The sequence below is a fragment of the Luteolibacter rhizosphaerae genome, assembly GCF_025950095.1.
GTDB classification, from domain to species: Bacteria; Verrucomicrobiota; Verrucomicrobiia; order Verrucomicrobiales; family Akkermansiaceae; genus Haloferula; species Haloferula rhizosphaerae.
This window is the reverse complement of record NZ_JAPDDR010000008.1, coordinates 238,065-261,225: the sequence shown is the minus strand read 5'-3', so window position 1 is coordinate 261,225 and position 23,161 is coordinate 238,065. Positions and strand designations below refer to the sequence as shown.

Here is a 23,161-nt window from a genome sequence, read left to right as displayed (position 1 = left end):
CGGCCCTCGCGCTCAAGTTCGGGGGCATGTCCTTCTCGCCCAAGCCGCATGCGGCCCTCCTCATCGTGGGGCACGGCTCGACGGAAAATCCGGATTCCTCCACGCCCTACTTCGAGCACGCGGAGGAGATCCGCTCCCGCGGTCTTTTCGGCGAGGTCCACTGCTGCTTCTGGAAGGAGGAACCCTCGATGCGCGAGGTCAAATACATGATCGACGCGGAGGAGGTCTACGTGGTGCCGGATTTCATCAGCGAGGGCTACTTCACGCAGGATGTGATCCCGCGGGAATTGCAGTTGGAGGGGCCTAGCACCCGCCGCGCCGGGAAGACTTGGCACTACACGCTGCCGGTGGGCGTGCATCGTTCGATGACCGGACTACTGCTGCAACGCGCGCGGGAGGTGGCGCCGGATGCGAACCCGGCGGAGACGACGCTTTTCATCGTCGGTCACGGCACCGGCCTGAACCAGAACTCAACCAAGGCGGTGCGGGATCAGGCGGAATTGATCAAGGCGTCCGGTGCGGGTTACGCCGAGGTTCTGGATGCCTACATGGAAGAGCAGCCCTTCATCGCGGAATGGGACAAGCTCGCCGCCACGCCGAATGTGGTGGTGGTGCCCTTCTTCATCGCGGACGGTCTGCACAGCTATCAGGACATCCCGGTGCTGCTGGGAATCGAGGCGGAGCCCGGGGAGGCTGCCAGCCAGCGCGATGTTTTCCGCCACAATCCGCATCACCTGCGGGGCAAGACGCTCTACTACTCCTCCGCGATCGGCACCGGCCGGAACATGGCGGATGTGATTCTCGATCAAGTGACCGACTTCGACGCGAAATATCATGAAGCTCGCTGAACGCCTGGCTGGAGCCATCGCCGCCGGTGTCCACCGCATCGGCCAAGTCTCGATCGAAGCGGATGCAGGAGGATATACCCTCCGCCACATCGACGACGAGAGTCTGCCTCTTGCGGAATTGGAGCTGCATGAGAATCCGGAGAAGGCACGCGACATCTGCACGTGGGGTTCGGATGGGCACTATCGATTCACGAAGGGTGAGCTTTCCCTGATCCGGGGTTGGGCGCTCAAGCTCTCCTCGGCGGATGAGCTCAAGCAGGCGCTCGATCTGTTCTATCCCGCCGCCATCGGACTGCACTTCGCCGCGCAGGACGACCGCATCGAAGTCGAGCATCTCCGTACCAAGCTCAACCGGCAGACCGGGATGTATCGTTTCGCCCGCAATCTCAGCGATGCGGGTGCGCAAAGCCTCGTCAAGGAAGTCTGCGGACCCGGCAATTGCTGCGTGAAGAAGATCCTTTGGCAGATTGATGAAGCCACTCCGCTCGAAGACAGCGAGGCTAGCCGCTATGACGGTGTCGTGGGTGGAATCGCGCCGGATGCGGCGATTCCCCTGCTCTGCCGCGAGGCTTGCAATCACTTCGTGGCCGAAGCCCGCAAGGCATCCAAGGCCGAGGCGGATGCCGCGCGCTGATCAGCGCTCATAGCGCCAGCCCTGCAAGATCAGGGCGACGAGCAGGAAGCTCCCGCCCACGATCAGCGCTGCTATCACGGAGGTGTCCGCTTCCATCCGGAATACCAGGCCGAGGGTCACGAAGATGATTGCCGGCAAGATCAGTCCCGCGATGAAGAGCCGCGCCTGCCAGCGCCGGATGAAGAGGTTGAACTGTTTCCGCTCGGTTTCCATGGCGATCACGCGTCAGGCTGACGGTTCATGTATTTGAGCACCGCTTCGGTGCGCGTGCGCACGTGGAGCTTCCGGTAGATATTTCCGAGGTGGAAGCTCACGGTCTCCATGCGCACGCCCAGTTCGTGGGCGATCTCCTTGTAGAGATAGCCTTTCGCCAGCAGGTCGAGAGTCTCCTTCTCGCGCTGGGTCAGGTGGTACTCCTCGTTCGGCTCGGCCACGGGGATCTGGAAGTGCTGCACCACCTTGCGCGCAATCCCGCTCGACATGGGTGAACCGCCCGCGACCACATCATCGAGCGATTCGAGCAGCTTCGAATCGATGTCCTTCTTGAGCACGTAGCCGGAGGCCCCCGCTGCCAGTGCTTCAAAGACGCGGTCCGCATCCTCGAACACGGTCACCATCAGGAACTGCGTCTGCGGACAGAGCGGCTTGAGCTTGCGCAGGAGCTGGATCCCCGAGAGCCCGGGCAACTGGATATCCACCACGCAGGCATCCGGCGGCTCCTTCTGGATCGCGGGCAGCGCGGACTCCGCGCGACCGTAGCAGCCGGTCACCTTCCAGGAGTCGGAGGCGTTAAGAGCTTCGCGGAACGATTCGCGCAGGACGGAGTCGTCCTCCACGATGGCGATGGAGCGTTTGCCGGAGGTCATGAACGAGGCAATGCCGGAACTTGGGGCAACTGGCAACGGAAGACCGCACGAGTACCCTTCCCGGGGGTGGAATCGATGTTGCAAGTGCCGCCCAGCTCTTCGAACCGGGTTGCGAGATTTCTCAAACCGTTACCTTCGCGGTGCGCGGCGGGATCGAAGCCGTGGCCATTATCCTCGATCACCGCCATGAGATCGCCATTCACCACGGAGAGCCGGAAGGAAACATCGCAGGGCCCCGCGTGCTTGAGCGCATTGTGCAGCGCCTCCTTCACCCCGAGCGCGAAGTGATGGCGGAAGTCCGAGCGCAGGGGCACGGCGGGGAGATCGGGCGGAATCGAGATCCGGATCTTCGCCGGACTATCACGGAAGATTTCCTGCGCCACGGCGGAGAGGTGCGTCGCCAGATGGTCCAGCGTGTCGTTCGAGGGATTCACCGCCCACACCAGCCCGTCCATCGCATTCACCAGATCCCGCGCCGCGGATTCCAGCCGCAAGATCTGCTGCCGCGCCTTCTCGGGATCGCCGCCGATGGCGCGCCGCACGAAGGATGCGGCGAGATTCAGCACCGTGACACGAGTGCCGAGATCGTCGTGCATATCCCGTGCGATGCGCGCCCGGTCGCGCTCCACCGCATGCTGGAGCTTGATCGCCGCCAAGCGATGCCGAGAACGGCGGCGGTAGGCCGCGAAGGATGCCAGTCCCACCATCAGCACACAGGCGGCGACCACCGCGGGAGCGAACCAGCCCTGCTGCCAGAAAGGTTCCCGCACGATGACCGGGAAGGACAGATGCGTGGTCCCGGCTTCAGGCGCATTCCCCACCGTGATCGCGCGGAAAGTGTAGTGCCCCGCCGGGACGTTCAGATAGGTCGCCCGCAGCGAGGCACCGGGAATCACGTTGTAAGACTCCGCCCAGGAAAGCAGGAAGGTCTCGCCGCCCTTGGCAGGCTTCACCGGCAGCTCCTGCGTGGAAGTCCACAGCGCCGAGTGATCCTGCTCCGCATCCAGCAAACCCAGCGCGGAGCTGCGGCCGAGCTGCATCACGCGGGCGATCGCGGGCTCCGTGCCACGCCGCTCCCAGCCCGCGGGGATGCCACCGATCTGGTTGATCCGCTCGCCGATCCCGAAGTGCCCGTTGGGCCAGAGGTTGGTGCCCGGCGAACTGGACCGCGCGAGCGAGAGATCATCGATCACCCAGGTGCCCGTCGTGTCCGGCGTGCCGGAGGACACCGTCACTCGGATCTTCTTCGTCTCTTCCGGGACGAAAAGAGGTTCGGTGCGATTCACCAGCGGCGAGCCAAGCGCATCGATCTCCCAGCCGGTGCTGGACCCGGTCACCGCAAAGAGTCGCCTAGCGAGGGAGCTGCCGCTGCTGTCGAGCATCTCCCACTCCATCGTCATCCCGCGTGCCGAGGGGTGCCACTCGTCGTCCAGCCCCTCCAGGCGACAGCGCACGGCCAGCGGGTCGGCATTCACGCCGGGTAGCAACCCGAAATCGAAATCCAAGCGGTGCAGGCCCCAGCCCAGCACCAGCGGCTTGCCCGGCTGCGGCATGGCCACCGGCGTTTCCGCCACGGATACCTGCCGCAGCATCATCCCCAACTCCGGAGTCTTCACCGGCTGCCGCCGCGACAGCTCGACCGCGCGGTACTTCGCGTCTTCGCTGACGAAACAGAAGTCGTATGGCTGGCGCGCGGTCCCGCTGATCCGCACTTCATCGATGGAACCGGGGAAGAACTCCCAAGGTCCGCCGCCTCCCGAATAGGCACCCGAGTTCCCGATCGCAAAGTCACCGAGCATCGGCGAGAGGTCGGCAGTCAGGGTTCCCTGCCCGATCAGGTTTGCCACCTCGTTGCCTGCGGAGAGCCGGGTCCAGTAGAGCTTCAGGTTGTTCACCGCGGTCTCGCGACCGTCATAGGCGACCGCCGCGTGGAACCACTCGCCCACCGCCACCGCATGCGGACCGGTGGAGGGAATGGTCGCGAGACCGCCGCCACGAACCGCGCTCCCGGAGATGGGCAGGAAACTCAGGAAGCCCGGTTTCTCGATCCGGAAGATGAAGACCCGGTTCGCGCCCGCATCGTCGTCCATGCTCACGATATCCAGCGCCAGTCCCGGAGCGTCCTGTGGCAGGCAATCCAGCTTCACCAGCGCCTCGAAGGTGAAGGCCCCGTCATGGCCGGTCACCGGGAAGGGCGGATCCACGTTGTCCTTCGGGCCGTAATCGAGAGCCGGCTTCGCCAGCAGAATCGGCCCGTAGGAGCGACGCATCCCCGGGGTCGAATCCGAGGCGAGGGAAAAGGAAACCGCCGCACCAAACCCCGGGAAGGGAGACTTGCCTGCTTCCGCCCCGTGCAACAGGCCCAACAGGGGCGTGGGGCTGATGCCGTCGTCCTTGAAGGGCGCTCCCGCCTCATCAAGGTGCCAGAGGTGCAGCGTGTGCTCGTCCGCCTGATAGGGCAGGAAGGCAGGTGCGGCGGAGGCCGTGATGGCCGCCACCGCGGAGAGCAAGATGCAACCCAGCCGGAAAAGCATGCGATCCAAAGAGAAACATGCACGGGCTCCGTGGCAAGCGGTGACACGCTTCAAGACCGCGAACATTGAACGCGGGAGCCTTCCGCCGGGTCATACCTAGTGCCCCCCGAACCGCCACTCCCCCCGAGAGATGACCGGAAAGAGAGAACCGAATGCCTTACGCCTATTTGATTTTGCCCGCGATCGTGTGCTGCGGGCTCATCGCGGGGTGGATCCTCGCGCGGATTCTGGAGAGACGCTACTATCGCGGACATGGCAGCTCCGAGGAGATCCTCGATGAGCTCGAATTGGCCTACACCCCGCGGCGCGGGATCGAGATCCGCACCCAGAGCGAGTATCTCCCTTACGTTTTCGGCTGCATCGTGGAGAATGTGGATTCCGGTTTCGAGGAAAAGCAGGTCCGCAACCTGCTCGACCGCATTGAAGAGCCGCGGCCGAACGCGGCGAAGAACGCCCTCTTCCCGGTAAAGGTCAGCGGCGTCCGCAGCGAGATCGACCTCCAGTGGTCGCGCGACAATGAGAACCGCGTCCGCATCTTCGTGCTCGCCGCCCCCAAGGTGATTCGCGCCCTGAAGAAACAGGTGAAGTCGATCCCGCGCGCGCTGGCGGGGAACTGAGATCGGGAGATCCCGGCTTTCAGCCTGACAGAATCCTATCTCTTCCCTATGGGAATGGCGTGACTGAAGCGCAGTTCGATGCCCTCGTATCCCAACTCGAAGCCGCTTACAAAGGACGCCACCCCGCCTTGGCGCGGCGCTCTGCTTTTCTTGCCATCCTCGGCTATGGCGGGCTCGCTTTCTTTCTCATCGCAGGCCTAGCGCTGACCCTCCTCGCAGCCGCCTGGATCCTCTACGCGCCGAGCTTCCTTTCGATCAAGGTCGGGCTCGTGGTCGGTATTCCCTCAGCTATCCTCACCTTTGCGATCATCCGCGGGCTGTGGGTCCGACTGACGGCACCCGAGGGTATCCCGGTCCATCGTCGCGATTGCCCGGAGCTCTTCCAGCTTATCGACTCGATCTCGCGGCAAGCTGGCGGCGTGAAATTCAACCAGGTTCTACTCACTGGCGAACTAAATGCGGCCGTTGTCCAGATTCCCCGGCTAGGGGTGTTCGGCTGGCATAAGACCTATCTGATCCTCGGCGTCCCTCTCCTGGATGCCCTCACCCCGGACGAGTTCACCGCAGTCTTGGCTCATGAGTTCGCCCACCTCTCCCATCGGCACGGGCGGCTGGGGAACTGGCTCTACCGCCTGCGGGTGTCATGGGTAAAGGTGATGGCTTCCCTTTCCGAGCAGGGAGCACCGCGACCGGTCATCGCCTTCATCAACTGGTTCTGGCCGCGCTTCAACGCGAGCGCCTTCGTCCTCTCCCGCGCCCAAGAATATCAGGCCGACGCTTTTGCCGCGAAGGTCACCTCACCGCAGTCATCCGCCATGGCCTTGCAACGCATCGCCATCGAATCCCAACGCCTGGATGAAGGATTCTGGAATGATATCGGCCGCTCCACGGCCAGCACCCCGCGGCCGCCGGAAGATGTCTTCCACCGCATGCACGCCTTTCTCGGCACGGCGGCAGATCCACACTTGGAGAACCGCTGGCTCGAGGATGCTTTGTCGATCGAGACAGGCACCGCGGATACTCATCCTGGCCTCAAGGACCGTCTCGCAGCGCTGGGAGTAAGCGCGACCGCCGGATCCACCGGAAAACTGGATATCCGTGCTTCCGATGCCTTCCTCGGCACCACGGTGGCCATGGCTGCTCGCGACAAGTTCAGCCTACAGTGGCAGGAGCATGTTTCCCCGCGATGGCAGGAGGACCATCAAACGAAGCGCAAGATCCATGCCCTCCTGGAGGGCATCTCGCCATCCACCCGGGAGGGCAAGTGGCAGCAACTTTTCATGCGCGCCCGGCTCCATGGAGTGAAGTCGATCCAAGAAGAGCTTCTCGGCTTCCTCATCGAAAACCCCGAGCACCCTCCCGCGAACTATTTCCGGGGGATGCACTTGGCAAGCGAGGCTGACGCGGCTGCGATCGCCCATCTCGAGAAAGCATCCGAGCGTCCCGATCTCTTCGAAGGATCGCTCAACATGCTTGCCGGTCTCTATGACCGTCTCGGGCGGAGCAGCGAGATCAGCACGCTCAAGAATCGCGCCCACTTCAACTTCGCAAGCATGCAGCGGGCCTTCGAAGAACGGAACTCGACGAGGACAAGCGATCGGTTCCTCCCACCGGAACTCGGACCTGAAGAGCAATCCCACCTGATGACCCTGTTACAGCGGCACGAAGCGATTCGCGGAGCTTGGGTCGCAAGGAAGAAGGTCTCCGAGTATCCCGCCTGGCGCAGCTATGTTCTCGTTTTGGCCTTCCCGCGTGGCATGCGGGACGGAGCAGCCATGGAGATCCTTCGCGAAGTGGTCGAGGGCATCTTCGTCGATGCCCATTTCCTCGCGATCCTCCACGACGGCGACGAGACACGGACAGCGGAGGCGGTCATGGGTTCCGAGGGCTCGCTCCTGTTGAAGCGCTAACAATCACGGGGAAGCACAAAGGATTTCCATGACGCCGGGGTCCTTTCCGGGTTATAGAGGAATGCAGATCATCCGATCTGATTTCCCCACCCCGCATCCCGACCATGGACCTGCCCTACTTCCAGATCGACGCATTCACCAGCAGGCTCTTCTCCGGTAATCCGGCAGGCGTCTGCCTGCTGGAAACCTGGCTTCCCGACGAGACGCTCCAGTCGATCGCCGCGGAGAACAACCAATCCGAAACCGCCTTCGTGGCTCAGGGAGCGGAGGGCTTCGAACTCCGTTGGTTCACCCCCACCGTGGAGGTGGACCTCTGCGGTCATGCCACTCTCGCGGCAGCGCATGTTCTCTTCCGCCATCGCGGGCTCGAAGGGGATGAGGTGAGCTTCCAGACAAAGTCCGGCGAGATCGGCGTTCTCCGTCGCGGCGAGCTACTGGTGCTGGACTTCCCTAGCACCCCGCCCACCGCCTGCGATCCTCCGGGACCGCTGGTGAAGGGACTCGGGAAAATTCCCCTCTTCACGGCGAAGTCCCGCGATCTGCTCGCGGTCTATGAGTCCGAAGAGGATGTCCGGGCACTCAAGCCGGACTTCGCCGAACTCTCCCGACTCGAGGGTCTGGGAGTAATCGCGACCGCGCCCGGCATGGAATGCGATTTCGTCTCGCGCTTCTTCGCGCCGAAGGCCGGAGTCAACGAGGATCCGGTTACCGGTTCCGCCCATTGCACGCTGGCCCCCTATTGGGCGGAGCAGATCGGTCGTCAGGAATTGACCGCACGGCAGGTATCGGCGCGCGGTGGCGAGCTCACTTGCCTGCTGCGGGAAGATCGTGTCGCGATCTCCGGCCGGGCACGCACCTATCTGACCGGAAGCATTCATCTGGCAGCGGAGCGCAAGGCTTGGCTCACGGGAGAGCGGCCCGCCTAACAGGTCAACGGCTCGCGAGCTGATAGATCAGACTGAGAAGGAGGAGGCAGATCGACACTGTGGCAAGGCACCACGTGATCGCCTTCCGCGTTGCTTCAGGGTGCCGCCTTTCACGGGCCCACTGCTCCCATGTAAAGGCACGTGCGGCTGCCTGACGATGGCAGGTGCGATAGCGCGAGCGGAATTTACGAGGGGAGCCGTAGTTGCTCATGGCAAGGCGAAGAGGAGCAATCCCCCGGCCGCAATCCCCCGGGCACCCTGCGCCGTGATGACTTTGCTTATTACTCCAGCGCAAGAATCATCGAATCCGCTCATATCAAACGTGTTTCGGATGCCTCCAAAGTGGCGGGATCGTGGCCTAGCAGAACTTTTTTTCGGGGCCTTTTAGGGCCTGAAATGGCGCCGCCATACGGGTCGACTCACTGATCCTTTCACCCGGATCATGCCGCCCGTTTTGATAAAACCGGGGGCGGGTAGCGTAGTTTGCTCGCCCTCGGACGGGCTCCCAACCCCACACGATAGCATGAACACACAACACGACATCACGTTCCCCGACAGTGCCACCCTCACTGCCGAACTGGAACTCGACGGCACCTGGAATACCGCTGCCGTCTCCGAACTGATCCGCTCGAAGTGCGAATTCGGTGAGACACCGGCATTCCTCTTCCTCGGAAAGAAAGAAGCATCCCTGCTGCGTGAACACTTGGCTCGCGCCTTCGGGGCCGAATCCGTCACGACCCTTCGCGACACGTACTACATGGGTCTCGAAGTCGTGGAGATCGAAGTCGAAAGCTTCGTCTACACCGGCGGCCGCAAGGCCGTGCGCACGCTGCAGGATCCAATCGCCCGCCGCCCCGCGTGGCGCGACCGCGATACCGAAGCCATGTGGCAACTCCGGATCTGATCCGGCCGCATTGATGGCTGTCGCCCCCGTGCCTTCCGAATGAGGGAGGGCACGGGGGCGAAAACCCAAACGAGCCGTCCCTGCGCCGATCTCACCTCACGCCCTGCCATTCTTCAATGAGTCCCGCCGCATCCGCACAGCGTCGGCTCGGGCGCCGGGGGTGGGACCAGACCTGAATCCCCCGTATCCTTCACCGCCACCATTGGCGCAGCCGCACCCGCCGGTGCGGCTGCGACCCGTGTCACCCGGTAGAAGGCCTTGGAAGGTACCGTGGAGTCGGCCCATGACTTCACCTGCCCGTTGCCCTGTAGCGTGGCCACGGGGGAACCCCACGAAGACAGGTTCGTACTACGACGAATCTCGTAGTTGAATCCGGTCGAAGTCGGCACCGAGACACTCGCGGCACCTGCGCCCTTGGAAATGCCGATCTGCCGCTCCGGCAGGGTCAGCTCCCAGCCGATATCCCGGAGCATCGCCAGATCCAAATCCGTCGGCACATCGAAGGTATTGGACACCGGCAAGCTCTCCGACATCAGCGGAAACACGGCGGTCCCGTGCGGAACACCGAAGCAACCATAGGCACGGCTCTTCGTCACCCCGGGAAGCACGTGGACGGCATCCGTCTGCGGATTCACCCCGAAGGAATTCAGGGCTAGCGGACCCATGAACTTCCCGTTGGCCTGATTGATCAGGGTGGTCCAACTGCAATCCGCGCGGTAGGTCCCCAGACCCAGGATATGCCCGAGTTCGTGCAGCGCCACCGAGAGCGCATCCGGCCCTGCCGTTCCGGTCGCGTTGCTGGTGGAGAAGTTCCAGTTCGCGATCGCGGAATTGAAGAAGATCACACCTCCCCATGGAGCGAAGTCCGTCGGGTTCGATGTGAAGTTCACATTGCCGCCGATTTGCACCAACTGCACCGCACCCGGCTCGCCCCGGTTGTAGACCTGATTCCACCACGCCAAGGAGCTGCCGCCGAGATTGATGCCGCCAGCCCCGGCACGCGCGGCGGCGGAACCCAGATTCATCGATCCGGCATAGATGATGATGGTATTCGCCGGCACCACCAGATTCGCCTGGGCGTTCATGCTCACCGTATTCCCGTTCACCGGACTGGCGTAGGTGGGAGTCCATGCAGCGCTGGGATACTGAGCGGGGTTGATCGCACCGAGCGAATCGGAGATCAGATCCTCATAAAAGTCCGCCGCGGCTCTCAGAGCCTCCTTCGCCCCCACTTGGTTATAGAAGCTACTGCCGGCAAGCTCGTAGCGGATCTCGATGGTGATGGCTTCCGTGCAAGGAGCCGCGGCCACAAGCATCAGTGGAATTGCAAATTTCATGGGAGGGGTGGCGGTAAACTAGCGTCCTGCCCCCCCGAGGTGAAGGATTAGTTCCTTCCACCGCGCATCCGGAAAACCTGCCGGTGCTGATGATCAACCGTAATCAAGCCAAGCGGCAAAACCGGTTCACTCGGCTTTCACTTGGGCAGGTGCCATCAGATAGCCGATCAGATCGCGCACCTCCGCATCCGAGAGCCCACTCAACAGGCCCTCCGGCATCATCGACATCCCGAGAGCTTTGTCCGACTTGATGTCCTTCTTCGCCACCCGGGTTTCGACCCCTACCATTCTCAGAGTGACTTCATTGTCATTCTGCGCGGCAAGCATCCCGGTGACCACGGTACCGTCGTTCTTCTCGATCTGATGCAGCTCATAGCCCTGCCCGATCAGAGCGTTCGGGTCGAGGATGTTGTCCAGCCAGTGATCGACGTTGCCGCGCTCGCCACCGGTGAGCTCGGGCCCGATCTCCGCGCCTTCACCGAAGAGCTTGTGACAGGCAGCACAGGTGCGATCGAAGATCGCGCGGCCCTTCGGCAGTTCCGCCTTCGCCAGGATGTCCGGCTTCAGCTTGCCACGCCATTCGGCAACCAATGCACGCCGCGCCGCCTGATCGGAGCTCAGCTTGCCCCAGCGCGCCTCCACCTTTGCCAACAACGATGCATCTCGTACTTCCCGCAGCCGTGCCACCGCGTCGGCGGGCACATCTTTGTCGAGCAGCTTCTTGGCCTCCAGCCATTCGATCACGCGCGCCACCTTGCCCTCACCCGCAGCCAAGCGGCTGACGGCGAGCTTCTCCTCAGGGGTGAATCCAGCCACCCGGTCACCTGCCGCCGGCTGGTCCAGCAGATCCGGCCGCGCCAGCAGCACCGGCACGCGCAGTGCTGGATCATCCAAGAGTCCGCCCAAGCGGCCTTCATCATTCTTGGTTAAGTTACCTGCCAGTAGCTTCAGCGCCTCCAAGCGCTCCTTGGCACCCGCCTTGCGGTCTTCCACCGTGGACCACAGCTTGCCCGCTGCCTGTTTGTCGCCGGATCTCGCCGCGAGTGCTTCCGCCTTCTCCTTCATGCCCGCATCGCCGGAAGCGGCAAGCTTCGCCAGCACTTCGAGATGCTCCGGCTTGAGGCGTTCATCCGGCGCCTTGTCGAGCCTTCCCGAAAGGGCCGCGAGCAGTGCAGTAGTCTTGTCTCCCGCGGTCGGCAATGCTTCGAGCAACGCATCCGGCGCGGCCAAACGGCGGGCCGTCCATTCAAGCAGACGTCCATCGGGACAACTCAGCGCGATCTGCACCGCGCGCTTCTCATTCCGCGGCACCAGCGCCTCGAAGCCGAACCAGAACATCCGCGTCAAATTCGCATCCTCCGCGTTCATCTTGGGTGCGATCCGCTCCGCGATCTCGATCGCACGCCGTGGCGTGAGTTTCTGGAGCGAGGAACACAGCGCCAGCAGCACGACCGGCGATTCCTCCTTCTCCGCCAGCTCATGCCATGCCGCGGTATCGATCGAACGCGATGCCTGCGAGGCCAGCCTGACCGACCACGCGCGCACCCACTCGCTCGCATCCTTGAACAAGGGCTCCTTGCCCATGCCGCCGCTTGCCGCCAAGCACCACATCGCCCGCAGACGCCGCGTTTCATCCGGATGATCGAGCAGCGTCTTGACCAGAAACTCCCGCGCCGCCGGGTCAAGTTCGGCCCCCTTTGCCACACGCTCCTGCAAGATGCGTCGACCGGTCCTCAGCGCCCATTCGTCGCGGCCTGCCTGTAGCCTCACGAGCTCCAGATCGGACAGCTTTGAGAGATCACCCTTCCATGGCTTCACTTCGCCGTGCCGCAAGCGGAAGACACGACCGTTCCCCCGGTCCCAGCGCTCGGGGTCGGGACGATGGCAGCTCGTCTCATCGTGCCAGTCCGTGAAATAGATCGCGCCATCCGGCCCTGCCTCCAGCGCCACGCCGAGAAACCACTCGTCCATCGAAAGCATCAGGTCCGGTGCATGCTTGCCGACGAAGCCCGAGCCCTTTTGCACCAGCGTGTCCCGGTTCAGGCGATGGCCGTGCACGTTGAAGAAGATCGCGCTGTCCCGGAATTCCTTCGGGAAGGCATCGCTGAGACAGACCACGAATCCGCAATGGGCATGTCCGCCCCCCGCCTCGGAGACATTCTTCGGGATCGCATTCTCGTGTCCCCAGTGCGCGTGATCCTTGATATCCCCCACCCAGTGGCGGTGATCCGCGATCGTCTCGATCGGATCGTAGATGTGCGGGTTGAAATGCGAGCCCGCCTGCCGCTGGTAGTAGCCGCCCGGGATGATGTGCCACAGGTGCGGAATCACGCAGGCCTCGCAGAAAGCCTCGCCGCGGTCGTTGAAATCAAGGCCCCACGGATTCGATGTGCCCCATGCGAAGACCTCGAAATTCCGCGTCACCGGGTGATAGCGCCAGATCCCGGCATTGATCGGCACCCGCTCCTTGTCCGGTGTCCCCGGTTTACCGACCCGCGAGTGGGTGAAGACACCGTGGCAGCCATAGAGCCAGCCATCCGGTCCCCAGATGAAGGAGTTCAACGTTTCGTGGGTGTCCTGGTAACCGAAGCCGTCCAAGAGGATCTCCGGCTGCCCGTCCGCACGGTCGTCGCCGTCCTTGTCTGCCAAGAACATGAGATACGGTGCCGCACCCACGAAGAGCCCGCCGAATCCGCACTCAATGCCGCTCACCAAGTTCAGGTTTTCCGCGAAAACCTTCTTGGTTTCAAAGCTCCCGTCCGCATCCGCATCTTCAAAGATCAGGATCCGGTCCTTGCCCTCGCCCTCCGGCGCGCGCTTCGGGTAGGTCATGCCCTCCGCCACCCAGATCCGGCCGCGGTGATCGAAGCTCATCGCGATCGGCTGCACCACGTCCGGCTCGGCGGCGATCAGGTCCACCGCAAAATTTGCAGGCACCTTCATCCGGCCCGCCGCCTCCTTCGCGGGAGCGCCCTTGACCATGCCTTCCTCCGCAAGCGCGACGGCGGCAAACGCAAAACAGCAGGTGAATGAAGCGAGACGTATCATGGGTTTCCCTACACTCGTCGGTTTCAGGGCGGAGGGTTTATCAAAATCGCTTAAAATCGCGCCATCCCGAAGATCTTGAAAGATCACGGGGTTCCGCGCCGGGCCCGAGCTACGCCTCGAAGCAGCCCCGGACAAGGAAGGAACTTGGCAAGCGGCATTCCCGCGAGATGATAGAGGCCTTCACATGACGCCCCAACTCATCCCGATCACTCCGGACATGGAGTTCGATTGCAAGAATTACGAAGCTGTTTCCGAAATTCTCATGGACGTGATCAATGGCACCGTGGCGATGGGCAATACCCCCCCATGGTGCGGCTATCTCGGCTTCACGGAGCATAAGTCGGTGGTGGGAACCTGCGCCTTCAAAGGGCCACCGGATGAGACCGGCACGGTGGAGCTCGCATGGTTCACCTTCCCTCCCTACGAGGGCAAGGGCTACGGATCATGGATGGCCGGGCAACTGGTGAAGATCGCCAAGGAAGCCGCGGGAGTGAGCACCTTGATCGCCCACACCCTCCCGGAGAAAAGCCCCTCCACCCGCATTTGCGAGAAGGCGGGATTCACCTTTGAAGGGGCGATCGACCATCCGGAAGACGGCCCGGTCTGGCTCTGGAAGCGTAGCGTGTGAGCTACTTTTTCGGTACCGCTTTCACCGCACCTACCGAGATCCCTCCATCCACCAGCAGGGTCTGGCCGGTCATGTAGGCGCTGGCATCGGAGGCGAGGAAAACCAAGGTGCCATCAAGGTCGCCGGGGGCACCCGGCCGCTTGAGAGGAATGCGGTCGGTCAGGTAGTCGACCCAGCCTTCGTCCTCGTACATCACCGCGTTCTGCGCGGTCTTGAACCAGCCGGGAGCGAGGCAATTCACCGTCACGCCGTGCTTCCCCCAATCGTCGGCCAGGCTCATGGTGAGCTGCTTCACGCCGCCGCGGCTCGCACCGTAAGGAGCCAGGCCCGCGTAGCCGTTCACGCAGGTCACGGAGCCGATATTGACGATGCGTCCGTAGCCGCGCTCGACCATCCGCCGGGCGACCGCCTGAGCCATGAAGAAGACCCCGCGCAGGTTGGTATCGAGGATGAGGTTCCAATCCTCCCAAGTCACTTCCAGCGCCGGCTTGCGGACATTGCAGCCCGCGTTGTTCACGAGAATGTCGAGCTTGCCCGCCGCCGCCCATGCCGCCTCCGCGGCCTCGGTGATGCTGTCTTGGTCGCGAACATCGAGCACCACCGCCCATGCCTTGCGGCCCAGCGCGTGGATCTCCGCCACGGTAGCATCCAGCGATTCGCGCGTGCGACTGGTCACCACCACGTCCGCACCGGCACGCGCCAGGGCCAGGGCGAATCCTTTGCCCAGCCCGCGGCTGGCTCCGGTGACAAGGGCGGTCTTACCGCTGAGATCGAAGAGGTTCATTCAGTTGTCGCGTTGTCTTACCCAGTCCCGCATGTGGGCCTCGGTTTCCTCCGAGAGCCGCTGCAGCACTTGGATCTGGTCCGAGGCCTTGGCATCTGTCAGCCCGGCTTCCATACCGTGCAGCCGTTCTAACAAAAACCGGTGATGCTCTTGGAAACAGGAGTAGCAGGCGAAGCGGTCCGCCGGTCGGCCGATGATCGTGTCGATCGTGCTCGCCTTAAGGGCTGCTTGGGCACCGCAATAGCCGCAACTGGCCGCCCGGATGGCGGCAAGCTCGTCCTTGTATTCCTGCGGAGCTTCGGCCTCGAAACAATCGTCGCACAAGTTCTGACTATCCCTGCTCCCATTCTTGACGATGGCCAGATGGTGCCTGCTTGGATTCTTCCCGCAGGAGGTGCAGAGCGGATCTTCGGAAGAGTCCATCGCTAGGATCAATCTTCCACGACCAGCACTTTCAGCGCACCCGGGGCCTTCGCTTTCACGAAAGCTTCCGCGCCCTTCTCCAAACCCACGCTCGCGGTGATCAGCGGCTTCACCCGGATCGCACCGGAAGCAATCGCTTCCAGCGCCTCCGGATACTCCCCGGCGATCGCACAGGAACCGAGCACGTCCAGCTCGCGCGTGACCACGATCTGCAGCGGCAGCGGCACGCTCGGCGAGAGATTCCCCACCAGCACCACCCTGCCGCCCTTCTTCACCGAACGGATCGCGAGGTCCACGGTCGGAGCGGCACCCACAACCTCCATTGCGATGTCCACGCTGAGCGCGGGAGTATCGCGGCCGGAAAGATGAGTCTCATCCGCACCGAGATCCCGGGCCAGCTTCAAGCGGCCTTCATCCAGATCCACCGCGATCACCTTGGCAGCCCCGGCATATTTCAGCGCCTGGATGATGAGCAAGCCGATCAAGCCCGCGCCTACGACGAGAACCGTAGCTCCGGCGATTTCCCCCGCGCGCCGCACCGCATGCAGGGCCACCCCTACCGGCTCGGCGAAGGCTGCTTCTTCAAATGACAGCCCCTCCGGCAGGCGATGGAGTATCCGTTGCGGAATCGTCACATACTCCGCGAAAGCACCGTCCCGGCGAAACTCCGCGCAGGACACGCCGACGACCTGCCTGGAATCGCAGAGGTTCACCTTTCCCTCCCGGCAGTAGCCGCACTCGCCGCACCAGACCGTGGAGTCGAAGGTCACGCGGTCGCCCGGCTTCCATGCCGTCACGCCCGGACCTACGGCATCCACCGTACCACTGGCCTCGTGGCCCATCACGATCGGCGGGATCCGCCGGCCGCTGCTGCCATCCATGCCGTGGAGATCGCTGCCGCAGATCCCGCAGGCCTTTACCCGCAGGCGCACCTCGCCGCCAGCCGGCTCGGGTTGCGGCAGATCCACCACCGCGAGTTCGGACGGGGCGACGAGTTGCAGCGCTTTCATGCAGGTCTCCTTACTTCATCTTCCGCTCCAGGTCTTTCACCTCCACTTTCGCCCACCAGTCCTTGAACTTGTTGATGAAGACGTAGTGATCGGGGTCTTCCTGATAAATGTCCTGCGCTTCCACGGAGGGAAAGGTCATGGTGGTCGCGTAGTCCCAGGACTGATCGATCACCGGGCGCTCCATCACCTTGGCCGGCACGGCCCAGAAGCCGCCGGTGCAACCCTTCACCTTGAACAGGTCATCCAGACCCGCTTCGAAGGTCGCCAGATCGGCCTCGTTCTTGTGCTCGTCCTTCAGCCAGAAATACACGTGGTGTTCCATATCGAGCGCATGCTCTAGACCCGCCGGTCCGCCACCGCAAGCGCCGCGCGGGGCATCACGATTCGCGCAGGCCGGATGCGATCGGCAGCCGCGCCGAGCGGATCGCCGGGAAGATCCCGCCGAACAAGCCGATCGCCGTCGCGAACAGGATCGCATTCAGGAGCAGACGCGGCGTCACGCTGAAGGCGAAGGACACCTGGCTGAAGGTCTGGAAGTTCATCGTCGAGGCCTTGTAGCCGTCGAAGAGCAGGTAGGCCGCGATCGCCCCGATGGCCCCGCCCAGCAGCGAAAGCATCACCGACTCCACCAGCACCGAGATCACCACCGGCCCGGTGCCGAATCCCAGCGCCCGCAGCGTGGAGATCTCCCGCGTCCGTGCCGCCACCGCACTATACATGGTGTTCAGCGCCCCGAAGAGCGCGCCGAGGGCCATCAACACCGCGATCGATACGCCGATCTTGGTGATGAAGTCCGTCATGATCGTGGCCTGCTCCTCGTAGAAGTCCGATTGCCGCGAAACCTTCACGCTCAACTTCGGATCCGCCGTGAGCGTGTCCTTGAAGTCCTCGAAGACATCCTTGTCCGTAAGGCGCACATACACCGATTGGAAGCCCTCGCTGCGGTTGTAGGCCGGTGCCAGCACATCCGCATCCGACCAAATCTCGGACTCCGCGATTCCTCCCTCCGCCGTGAAGATACCCACCACGGTCCAGGTCACCTGGCCCATCTTGATCTCCTTGCCTACCTCCAAGCCGATAAAAGAGCGCGCCGCCCCTGCTCCGACAATGATCTCATTCTTGCCCGTCTCGAAGCGCCTGCCCTCCACGATCTCGACATTTCCACGCACTTCGAAGGCCCCGGGCTGCACGCCACGCAGGGGCACGTTCGCATCCGTGCCGGTCTTCCGGTTCGGCAGATTGATGATCACGAAAAGCTCCGCGGAAGTCAGCGGACCATTCGCCCCGCGCGCGATCCCCGGCGCATCGCTGATCACCCGCGTGGCCTCGCGCTCGAGGCCGCTGGTCATTTCGCTGTCCGCACCGCTGCGCAGCACCACCGCCACTTCCGGCGAGGCGGAAACCGTCATCGCCTTGCGGAATCCCTCCGCAATGGCCAGCACGCCGACCAACACACCTACCACCCCGGCAATGCCGATCGCCGCGGTAATGGCCGAACCCTTCCGCTCCGGCAGGGAACGGAGATTGAAGAGGGCGGCCGAGATGACCTGATAGAGTCCGGACATGATTCGATGAGGATTTAGCGATTCATCAGCCGCCCTTGCGCAGGGCCTCGGAGATTCTCAGGCGCATCGCCTGCCACGCGGGAATGGCTCCCGCTACCAGACCCAGCGCCACTGCCGTGATCGCTCCCGCGATCACGAATTGATCCGGCAGGTCGAAGATCGGCAGCACCTGCGGCATCGGATTGCCCGCCTGCACGATCAGCCATGCCACTCCCAAGCCGGCGAAGCCGCCGAGAGTCGCGATCACGCAGGATTCGATCAACACCATCACCAGCACGCGCAGATTCGTGAAGCCCAGTGCCTTCAGCACGCCCAGTTCCTCCGTCCGCTCACGCACCGATTGCGCCATCGTGTTTCCCGCCACCAGCAGGATCGTGAAGAACACCGCGCTCACCACCGACATCACGATCGTACCGATATCCCCGATCTGGTTGGCAAAGCCTTGGAAGAAAGCACCCTCCGCCTCGGTCTTCGTCTCGTAGGGAGAGTTCGCGAATTCATCGTCGATCTTCCCGGCGATCTCGGCGGCGCGGTTCGGGTCGCTCACGCGCACCGAGTACCAGCCCACCTTTCCCTTCTCCCGCTGCCGCGCTTCCTCAAAGTAATCGTAGCGGAAGTAAAAGCCGCTCGTGTCGGTGTTCTTCTTCGCCCCGTCATAAATACCGACGATGTCGAATTCCCACTGCTCCATCCCGGCGGGCTGACCCCAGATCGGCGATTTCAGCGCGATCCGGTCACCGATTTTCCATTGGAAACGGTTCGCTGCCGTACGCCCGACGATCGCGCCCGTGCGTGCCGCCTTCCATGCAGCCTTCTCATCCTCCTTCAGAAGGATCTCAGGATACATGTCGAAGAAGTCGTCCGGCTCCACCGGAAAGGTCCCGATCGCGTTCTTCGGGTCGTCTTTGTAGATGCCGCCGAACCAGGTCTGGTGCGCCACCGCTTCCACGCCGTCAATCTGCAGCACCCGGGCCTTGTAGGCCTGCGGCAAGGTCATGATCAGCGAGACCTTGTGGCGCATGATCAACCGGTCCTGTCCGGCCATCTGTACCCCGCCTGTTAGACCGGTGTGAATGATGCCCAGGAAGCCGAGCAAAAGGAAGGCCACGAAGATCGAGAGGAACGTGAGCACCGTGCGGAGCTTCTTCCGCTTCAGGCCCGCCCAAATCAGAGGTAGGAACTTCATGGCGTGGTCGCGCTTGGCTTAGTCTTCCGGGGTGTCGGAGAGTTGACCCTTGTTCAGATACACCGTCCGTGTCGCGCGTGCCGAAGCATGCGGATCGTGGGTCACCATGATGATGGTCTTGCCGTGGTCGCGGTTGAGCGATTGCAGCAGCGAAAGGATCTCGTCACCCGACTTCCGGTCGAGGTCGCCGGTCGGCTCGTCGCAGAGCAGCACCGTGGGATCGGTCACGATCGCCCGCGCGATGCCCACCCGCTGCTGCTCACCGCCGGAGAGGGTGCGCGGAAAGGACTTTACGCGATGAGACAGGCCCACCGCATCCAGAGCCGCCGCCACATGCTGGCGCCGCTTCGCTTTGTTCAGATGGGTAAGCAGGAGCGGTAGCTCCACGTTCCGCTCCGCGTTCAGTGCCGGCAGCAGGTTGTAGAACTGGAACACGAAGCCGATATGCCGCGCGCGCCACGCCGCCAGTTGCCCATCCGAAAGCTGGTCCACCCGGTCCGGCCCGATCTGCACCACCCCGGAACTCGGCCGGTCCAAGCCTCCGATCAAGTTTAGCAGTGTTGACTTGCCGGACCCCGAAGGCCCCATCAACGCGAGGAACTCCGCTTCCTTCACATCGAGATGAAGTCCGGATAGCACCGGGATCTGCTCGGAACCCCGCGTGAAAGTCCGGGTCACGTTGTCGATGCGGACGAGTGTGGGACGGGAATCGCTCATCGTGATTTTTCTAAGGTAACCTTCGCGCCGTCTTCAAGGGTGGAAGGTGGATTCAATACCACGGCATCGCCGGACGACACGCCGGCCTTCACTACCAGATCTCCGCCCTGCTCCGGGCCGAGGGTGACCGCGCGCCGCTCCACCTTGTCCTCCCGCACGACCCATATGATATCCTTGCCCGCGCTCGATTTCGCCACCGCATCCTTGGGGACGAGCACGGCATTCGCGGCCACCGGCTCCGGTGCCTCGTCGCTCTGGAACGCCACCTTCACGCCCATCTGCGGCAGGATCCGCGGGTCCAGCTGATCGAAGCCCACGCGCACCTTCACGGTCGCCTTCTGCCGGTCTGCCGTCGGGATGATCGCGATCACCTTGCACGGGATCTTCCACGAGGGATAGGCGTCGAGGGTCGCTTCCACCGGCTGGCCGGACTTCACGCGGTTGATGAAGCTCTCGCCGACATCCACCTCGATCTCCAGCGACTTCATGTCCACCAGCGTGCAGATGCCCGTGCGCGTGAAGCCACCGCCCGCGGAAATCGGCGAGATCATCTCACCCGGTTGCGAATCCTTCGTCGTCACCACCCCGGCGAAGGGCGCGCGGATGATCGTGTCGTCGAGCTGCTGCTTCCAGTCGTCCACCTGGCGCTCGGACACCGTGACTTCGGAACGAAGCCTTTCCAGCCCTGCGCGCCGTCCCCGGGCCTCCGCTTCCGCCCGTTCGTAGTCCGTCTTGCTCACCGCCCGGGTCTGCTCCAGCCCGCGCAGGCGATTGAGCTCGGCCTCGGCATAGGCCAGCGCCGGCTCCGCTTCTTCCAGCGCGCGCTTGCTGGATTCCAGCCGCGCTTCCGCCAGCCGCAGCGCCGTCTGCACGTTCGAGTCATCGAGCCGCGCCAGCACCTGACCTTTCTCCACCTTCATCCCTTCCTCCACCAGGATCTCGGCCACCTTGCCGGTTACCTTGGAGGATACCGTGGCATCCAAGCGGGTCGTCACGTAGCCGGTCGCGTTCAGCAGCGTCTTCGCCGAGCTTCCGCCCGTGCCTTGCTGCACCCGCGCTGGGGCAGTTTTCACGGCCACGGCTTGTGGTCGCTTCGTCCAGAAGAAGGCTCCGGCGGCCAGCAGGATCACGGTCAGGATCACCCACCAAGCCTTTCCGCTGCTGCTTTTCAGCGGCGTCTGCGAGCGGTCGATCCGCAGGCTTTCAAGACTGGACGGCTTGGATTCCATCGGTCGGCTGGCCGGGACGATGACTTCTGTTGGAAAGAATGCAAAGCCCGTCTGATGTCAGGTGACATCACCCGCCGCCCCATCAACACAACCTGTTGATATCGCAAGCTTGACCCGAGCCCTACAAATCCCGGGGCCTTTTCCCCCTTCCTCGAACACGGGCTCAAACCAAAGCGGTCGCACCGGAAAGCCATGTCCCGGTGCGACCGCGATAGCAAATGGGTGAAACCCCGCGAAATCAGCGTTTCTTCCGCAGGAAGGCCGGTACATCCAGATCCTCGCCTTCGAACAAGCTCGGCGAAGCCCCTTCGAACTTTCCGCGCGGGCCGCCTTCAAAGCTCAGTTCCGTTTGAGCCTTGCCCGACTTGGGCTTGCCGGAAGGCTTCTCCAGCACCACCGGCTCTTCCAGATCCGCGAATTCCTCCTCCAGATCATCGAACACGCCCGGCAGCACCACCGGCTTCTCGCCCTCGGGCTCCTTCTCGTTTGCAGCTTCCTGATCGTCGGCGATCGAGAAGAACGCAGGTTCTTCTTCCTCGGGCTCGGACACCGGCGGAGCCTCCAGCTCCGGGAAATCCTCATCCTCGATCTCGGGCAGGGACACCGCTTCCGGCTCGGATTCAAGTTCAGGCTCGGGCTCCCGTTCCGGCTCCACTTCAAGCTCCGGCTCTTCCTTCCTCAGGCTGGTAAAAACCTCCTCGTCTTCCTCTTCCTCAGGCTTGATCGGGTCGATCGTGAAGGGCGATGGCTCCGGCTCCGCAAAGGGAGCTTCATCCACCACCACGGCGGCACGAGAAGTAAATTCCGCCACCACCGGCGCGGGTGCCGGATCGGCGAACAGGCTGGCTGCGGTCACCGCCGCCTTCACGGCAGGCTTCTTCTCGCGGGCCACCGGCTTTATCGCCACCGGTTCTTCTTCTTCCTCCTCGACGTCATCCGCGAATCCCACCGTCGGCTCCAGCAGACCCGGACGCTCGATCGGGGAGGTCCGCGGGATGTGCAGGCGGTCCTCGGGCAGCGAGCTGATCATCGTGATGCTCAGGTGGTCGCCCATGCTCGGGTCCACTGCCGCGCCGAAGAGCACGTGTGCCTTCTCGGGCACATGCTTCGACAGGCTCTGCATCAGCAGCTCGATCTCGTAAAGGGTCAGGTCCTCGCCACCACACAGGTGCACCAGCACCGTCTCGGTATCGCGCAGCAACGCGCCTTGGTCGAGCAGCGGGCTGTTGAGCGCATTCCGCAGCGCCTTCTGCGCGCGGTCCTTGCCGGTCGCGATGCCGGAACCAAACAGACAGCGGGAACGCGTCGTGCGCAGCGCGGCCATCAGGTCGTCGAGGCCGACGTTGATCAGGCCCGGGCGGATTACCAAGCGGATCACCGCTTTGATACTTTCGGAAATCATCCGGTCCGCCGCGGCGAAGGCTTCGTGAATGCCTTGCTTGGCTAGCACCAGATCACCCATGCGGGTGTTATCGAAGGTCACCAACGCGTTCGAGAGCACCGCCAGCTCGTTCAGAGAGGTATCCGCCTGCTCGCGGCGGCGGCGGCCTTCGAAGCTGAAGGGCATCGTCGCGAACACCACCACGAAGGCACCTTCCTCACGCGCGATGCGGCACACGATCGGCGCCGCACCGGAGCCGGTGCCACCGCCGAGACCCACGCAGAGGAACACGATCTTGCGCCCCTTCAGCGAGGCACGCACTTCGCTCTCCGCTTCCAGCACCGCTTGCTGGCCCAGCTCCGGATCACCACCGGCACCCAGACCCTTGGTCAGGTTGCGGCCGAGCTGGATCCGGTCCCGCGCCACCGATCCGGACAGCGTGCGGATGTCCGTGTTGATCGCCAGCATTTCCGCGCCGTCCATGCCGTCGAGGACGACCCGGTCGAGCATGTTGGTCCCCGCACCGCCGAGACCGACGATTTTCACGGAGGAGGAGGGGATGGTGTTCTGAAGGTCGCGTGGGAATTCGATCATGGCGTTCGAAGTGGGGCGGA

Annotated in this window: 22 protein-coding genes; 7 read left to right on the top strand and 15 right to left on the bottom strand. The window is 63.3% G+C overall.

Going from position 1 to position 23,161, the window contains the following annotated elements:
* Positions 1-26 precede the first annotated feature (26 nt).
* Complete coding sequence (locus OJ996_RS16565; protein WP_264514742.1) at positions 27-848, top strand: CbiX/SirB N-terminal domain-containing protein; 822 nt, start codon at positions 27-29, stop codon at positions 846-848.
* Entirely contained in the window at positions 835-1,482 is a 648-nt protein-coding gene (locus tag OJ996_RS16560; protein ID WP_264514741.1) for a DR2241 family protein, read from the top strand. Before OJ996_RS16565 ends, OJ996_RS16560 begins: the two co-directional genes overlap by 14 nt.
* Here the strand turns inward: OJ996_RS16560 and OJ996_RS16555 are convergent, their stop codons facing one another.
* Genes OJ996_RS16555 through OJ996_RS16545 form a run of 3 tightly spaced genes read right to left on the bottom strand, consistent with a single transcriptional unit; the run spans position 1,483 to position 4,882 of the window.
* Positions 1,483-1,695: a hypothetical protein gene (locus tag OJ996_RS16555; protein WP_264514740.1), complete on the bottom strand. Its 213-nt coding sequence runs from the start codon at positions 1,693-1,695 to the stop codon at positions 1,483-1,485. It abuts the gene before it with no gap.
* A gap of 5 nt (positions 1,696-1,700) precedes the next feature.
* Positions 1,701-2,348 (bottom strand): response regulator transcription factor, encoded by a 648-nt coding sequence (locus OJ996_RS16550; protein ID WP_264514739.1) that lies wholly within the window; start codon positions 2,346-2,348, stop codon positions 1,701-1,703.
* The gene (locus OJ996_RS16545; RefSeq protein ID WP_264514738.1) at positions 2,345-4,882 is read right to left on the bottom strand and encodes a histidine kinase; all 2,538 of its coding nucleotides are present in this window, start codon (positions 4,880-4,882) and stop codon (positions 2,345-2,347) included. Before OJ996_RS16545 ends, OJ996_RS16550 begins: the two co-directional genes overlap by 4 nt.
* 152 nt (positions 4,883-5,034) lie before the next feature.
* On the opposite strand from OJ996_RS16545, the gene OJ996_RS16540 reads away from it, so the two are divergent.
* The 3 genes from OJ996_RS16540 (at position 5,035) to OJ996_RS16530 (ending at position 8,335) form a co-directional block, all read left to right on the top strand.
* Positions 5,035-5,499 carry a hypothetical protein gene (locus OJ996_RS16540; protein WP_264514737.1) on the top strand — a complete coding sequence of 155 codons (465 nt, stop codon included), beginning with the start codon at positions 5,035-5,037 and terminating at the stop codon, positions 5,497-5,499.
* A 59-nt stretch (positions 5,500-5,558) separates the two neighbouring features.
* Positions 5,559-7,409: a M48 family metallopeptidase gene (locus tag OJ996_RS16535; protein WP_264514736.1), complete on the top strand. Its 1,851-nt coding sequence runs from the start codon at positions 5,559-5,561 to the stop codon at positions 7,407-7,409.
* A gap of 104 nt (positions 7,410-7,513) precedes the next feature.
* Complete coding sequence (locus OJ996_RS16530) at positions 7,514-8,335, top strand: PhzF family phenazine biosynthesis protein (protein WP_264514735.1); 822 nt, start codon at positions 7,514-7,516, stop codon at positions 8,333-8,335.
* Between the two features lie 4 nt (positions 8,336-8,339).
* Here the strand turns inward: OJ996_RS16530 and OJ996_RS16525 are convergent, their stop codons facing one another.
* Entirely contained in the window at positions 8,340-8,546 is a 207-nt protein-coding gene (locus tag OJ996_RS16525) for a hypothetical protein (RefSeq protein ID WP_264514734.1), read from the bottom strand.
* Between the two features lie 312 nt (positions 8,547-8,858).
* Between OJ996_RS16525 and OJ996_RS16520 the strand changes: the two genes are divergently transcribed.
* Entirely contained in the window at positions 8,859-9,239 is a 381-nt protein-coding gene (locus OJ996_RS16520; RefSeq protein WP_264514733.1) for a hypothetical protein, read from the top strand.
* Positions 9,240-9,352: 113 nt separating this feature from the next.
* Here OJ996_RS16520 and OJ996_RS16515 read toward each other — a convergent pair whose 3' ends face one another.
* Both OJ996_RS16515 and OJ996_RS16510 read right to left on the bottom strand, forming a co-directional pair.
* Positions 9,353-10,576, bottom strand: coding sequence for a M10 family metallopeptidase domain-containing protein (locus OJ996_RS16515; RefSeq protein ID WP_264514732.1), 1,224 nt, complete (start codon positions 10,574-10,576; stop codon positions 9,353-9,355).
* A 126-nt stretch (positions 10,577-10,702) separates the two neighbouring features.
* Positions 10,703-13,624 (bottom strand): PVC-type heme-binding CxxCH protein, encoded by a 2,922-nt coding sequence (locus OJ996_RS16510; RefSeq protein WP_264514731.1) that lies wholly within the window; start codon positions 13,622-13,624, stop codon positions 10,703-10,705.
* A gap of 184 nt (positions 13,625-13,808) precedes the next feature.
* Between OJ996_RS16510 and OJ996_RS16505 the strand changes: the two genes are divergently transcribed.
* Positions 13,809-14,252, top strand: coding sequence for a GNAT family N-acetyltransferase (locus OJ996_RS16505; RefSeq protein ID WP_264514730.1), 444 nt, complete (start codon positions 13,809-13,811; stop codon positions 14,250-14,252).
* Between the two features lies 1 nt (position 14,253).
* Here OJ996_RS16505 and OJ996_RS16500 read toward each other — a convergent pair whose 3' ends face one another.
* From OJ996_RS16500 to OJ996_RS16460, 9 genes are all read right to left on the bottom strand, one after another.
* Positions 14,254-15,036, bottom strand: a complete 783-nt coding sequence (locus OJ996_RS16500; protein ID WP_264514729.1) for an SDR family NAD(P)-dependent oxidoreductase — start codon at positions 15,034-15,036, stop codon at positions 14,254-14,256.
* Positions 15,037-15,459: a DUF7685 domain-containing protein gene (locus OJ996_RS16495; RefSeq protein ID WP_264514728.1), complete on the bottom strand. Its 423-nt coding sequence runs from the start codon at positions 15,457-15,459 to the stop codon at positions 15,037-15,039.
* 8 nt (positions 15,460-15,467) lie between these two features.
* The gene (locus OJ996_RS16490; protein ID WP_264514727.1) at positions 15,468-16,469 is read right to left on the bottom strand and encodes a galactitol-1-phosphate 5-dehydrogenase; all 1,002 of its coding nucleotides are present in this window, start codon (positions 16,467-16,469) and stop codon (positions 15,468-15,470) included.
* A 10-nt stretch (positions 16,470-16,479) separates the two neighbouring features.
* Positions 16,480-16,791, bottom strand: coding sequence for a Dabb family protein (locus OJ996_RS16485; RefSeq protein WP_264514726.1), 312 nt, complete (start codon positions 16,789-16,791; stop codon positions 16,480-16,482).
* 55 nt (positions 16,792-16,846) lie between these two features.
* Positions 16,847-18,034, bottom strand: a complete 1,188-nt coding sequence (locus OJ996_RS16480; protein ID WP_264514725.1) for an ABC transporter permease — start codon at positions 18,032-18,034, stop codon at positions 16,847-16,849.
* Between the two features lie 25 nt (positions 18,035-18,059).
* On the bottom strand, positions 18,060-19,220 hold the full coding sequence (locus OJ996_RS16475; RefSeq protein ID WP_264514724.1) for an ABC transporter permease: 1,161 nt from the start codon (positions 19,218-19,220) through the stop codon (positions 18,060-18,062).
* Positions 19,221-19,238: 18 nt separating this feature from the next.
* A complete protein-coding gene (locus OJ996_RS16470; RefSeq protein ID WP_264514723.1) occupies positions 19,239-19,937 on the bottom strand; it encodes an ABC transporter ATP-binding protein in 699 nt (232 codons plus the stop codon).
* Positions 19,934-21,166, bottom strand: coding sequence for an efflux RND transporter periplasmic adaptor subunit (locus OJ996_RS16465; RefSeq protein WP_264514722.1), 1,233 nt, complete (start codon positions 21,164-21,166; stop codon positions 19,934-19,936). The genes OJ996_RS16470 and OJ996_RS16465 overlap by 4 nt, the downstream gene beginning before the upstream one ends.
* Before the next feature lie 238 nt (positions 21,167-21,404).
* The gene (locus tag OJ996_RS16460; RefSeq protein ID WP_264514721.1) at positions 21,405-23,141 is read right to left on the bottom strand and encodes a cell division protein FtsZ; all 1,737 of its coding nucleotides are present in this window, start codon (positions 23,139-23,141) and stop codon (positions 21,405-21,407) included.
* Positions 23,142-23,161 lie beyond the last annotated feature (20 nt).

Bases quoted from the DNA above. Each gene is read 5' to 3' on its own strand.
- OJ996_RS16540 (WP_264514737.1), top strand. From the start codon at position 5,035: ATGCCTTACGCCTATTTGATTTTGCCCGCGATCGTGTGCTGCGGGCTC.
- OJ996_RS16550 (WP_264514739.1), bottom strand. From the start codon at position 2,348: ATGACCTCCGGCAAACGCTCCATCGCCATCGTGGAGGACGACTCCGTC.
- OJ996_RS16465 (WP_264514722.1), bottom strand. From the start codon at position 21,166: ATGGAATCCAAGCCGTCCAGTCTTGAAAGCCTGCGGATCGACCGCTCG.
- OJ996_RS16525 (WP_264514734.1), bottom strand. From the start codon at position 8,546: ATGAGCAACTACGGCTCCCCTCGTAAATTCCGCTCGCGCTATCGCACC.
- OJ996_RS16515 (WP_264514732.1), bottom strand. From the start codon at position 10,576: ATGAAATTTGCAATTCCACTGATGCTTGTGGCCGCGGCTCCTTGCACG.
- OJ996_RS16545 (WP_264514738.1), bottom strand. From the start codon at position 4,882: ATGCTTTTCCGGCTGGGTTGCATCTTGCTCTCCGCGGTGGCGGCCATC.
- OJ996_RS16470 (WP_264514723.1), bottom strand. From the start codon at position 19,937: ATGAGCGATTCCCGTCCCACACTCGTCCGCATCGACAACGTGACCCGG.
- OJ996_RS16530 (WP_264514735.1), top strand. From the start codon at position 7,514: ATGGACCTGCCCTACTTCCAGATCGACGCATTCACCAGCAGGCTCTTC.
- OJ996_RS16500 (WP_264514729.1), bottom strand. From the start codon at position 15,036: ATGAACCTCTTCGATCTCAGCGGTAAGACCGCCCTTGTCACCGGAGCC.
- OJ996_RS16460 (WP_264514721.1), bottom strand. From the start codon at position 23,141: ATGATCGAATTCCCACGCGACCTTCAGAACACCATCCCCTCCTCCTCC.
- OJ996_RS16485 (WP_264514726.1), bottom strand. From the start codon at position 16,791: ATGGAACACCACGTGTATTTCTGGCTGAAGGACGAGCACAAGAACGAG.
- OJ996_RS16510 (WP_264514731.1), bottom strand. From the start codon at position 13,624: ATGATACGTCTCGCTTCATTCACCTGCTGTTTTGCGTTTGCCGCCGTC.
- OJ996_RS16475 (WP_264514724.1), bottom strand. From the start codon at position 19,220: ATGAAGTTCCTACCTCTGATTTGGGCGGGCCTGAAGCGGAAGAAGCTC.
- OJ996_RS16490 (WP_264514727.1), bottom strand. From the start codon at position 16,469: ATGAAAGCGCTGCAACTCGTCGCCCCGTCCGAACTCGCGGTGGTGGAT.
- OJ996_RS16480 (WP_264514725.1), bottom strand. From the start codon at position 18,034: ATGTCCGGACTCTATCAGGTCATCTCGGCCGCCCTCTTCAATCTCCGT.
- OJ996_RS16505 (WP_264514730.1), top strand. From the start codon at position 13,809: ATGACGCCCCAACTCATCCCGATCACTCCGGACATGGAGTTCGATTGC.
- OJ996_RS16495 (WP_264514728.1), bottom strand. From the start codon at position 15,459: ATGGACTCTTCCGAAGATCCGCTCTGCACCTCCTGCGGGAAGAATCCA.
- OJ996_RS16555 (WP_264514740.1), bottom strand. From the start codon at position 1,695: ATGGAAACCGAGCGGAAACAGTTCAACCTCTTCATCCGGCGCTGGCAG.
- OJ996_RS16520 (WP_264514733.1), top strand. From the start codon at position 8,859: ATGAACACACAACACGACATCACGTTCCCCGACAGTGCCACCCTCACT.
- OJ996_RS16565 (WP_264514742.1), top strand. From the start codon at position 27: ATGTCCTTCTCGCCCAAGCCGCATGCGGCCCTCCTCATCGTGGGGCAC.
- OJ996_RS16560 (WP_264514741.1), top strand. From the start codon at position 835: ATGAAGCTCGCTGAACGCCTGGCTGGAGCCATCGCCGCCGGTGTCCAC.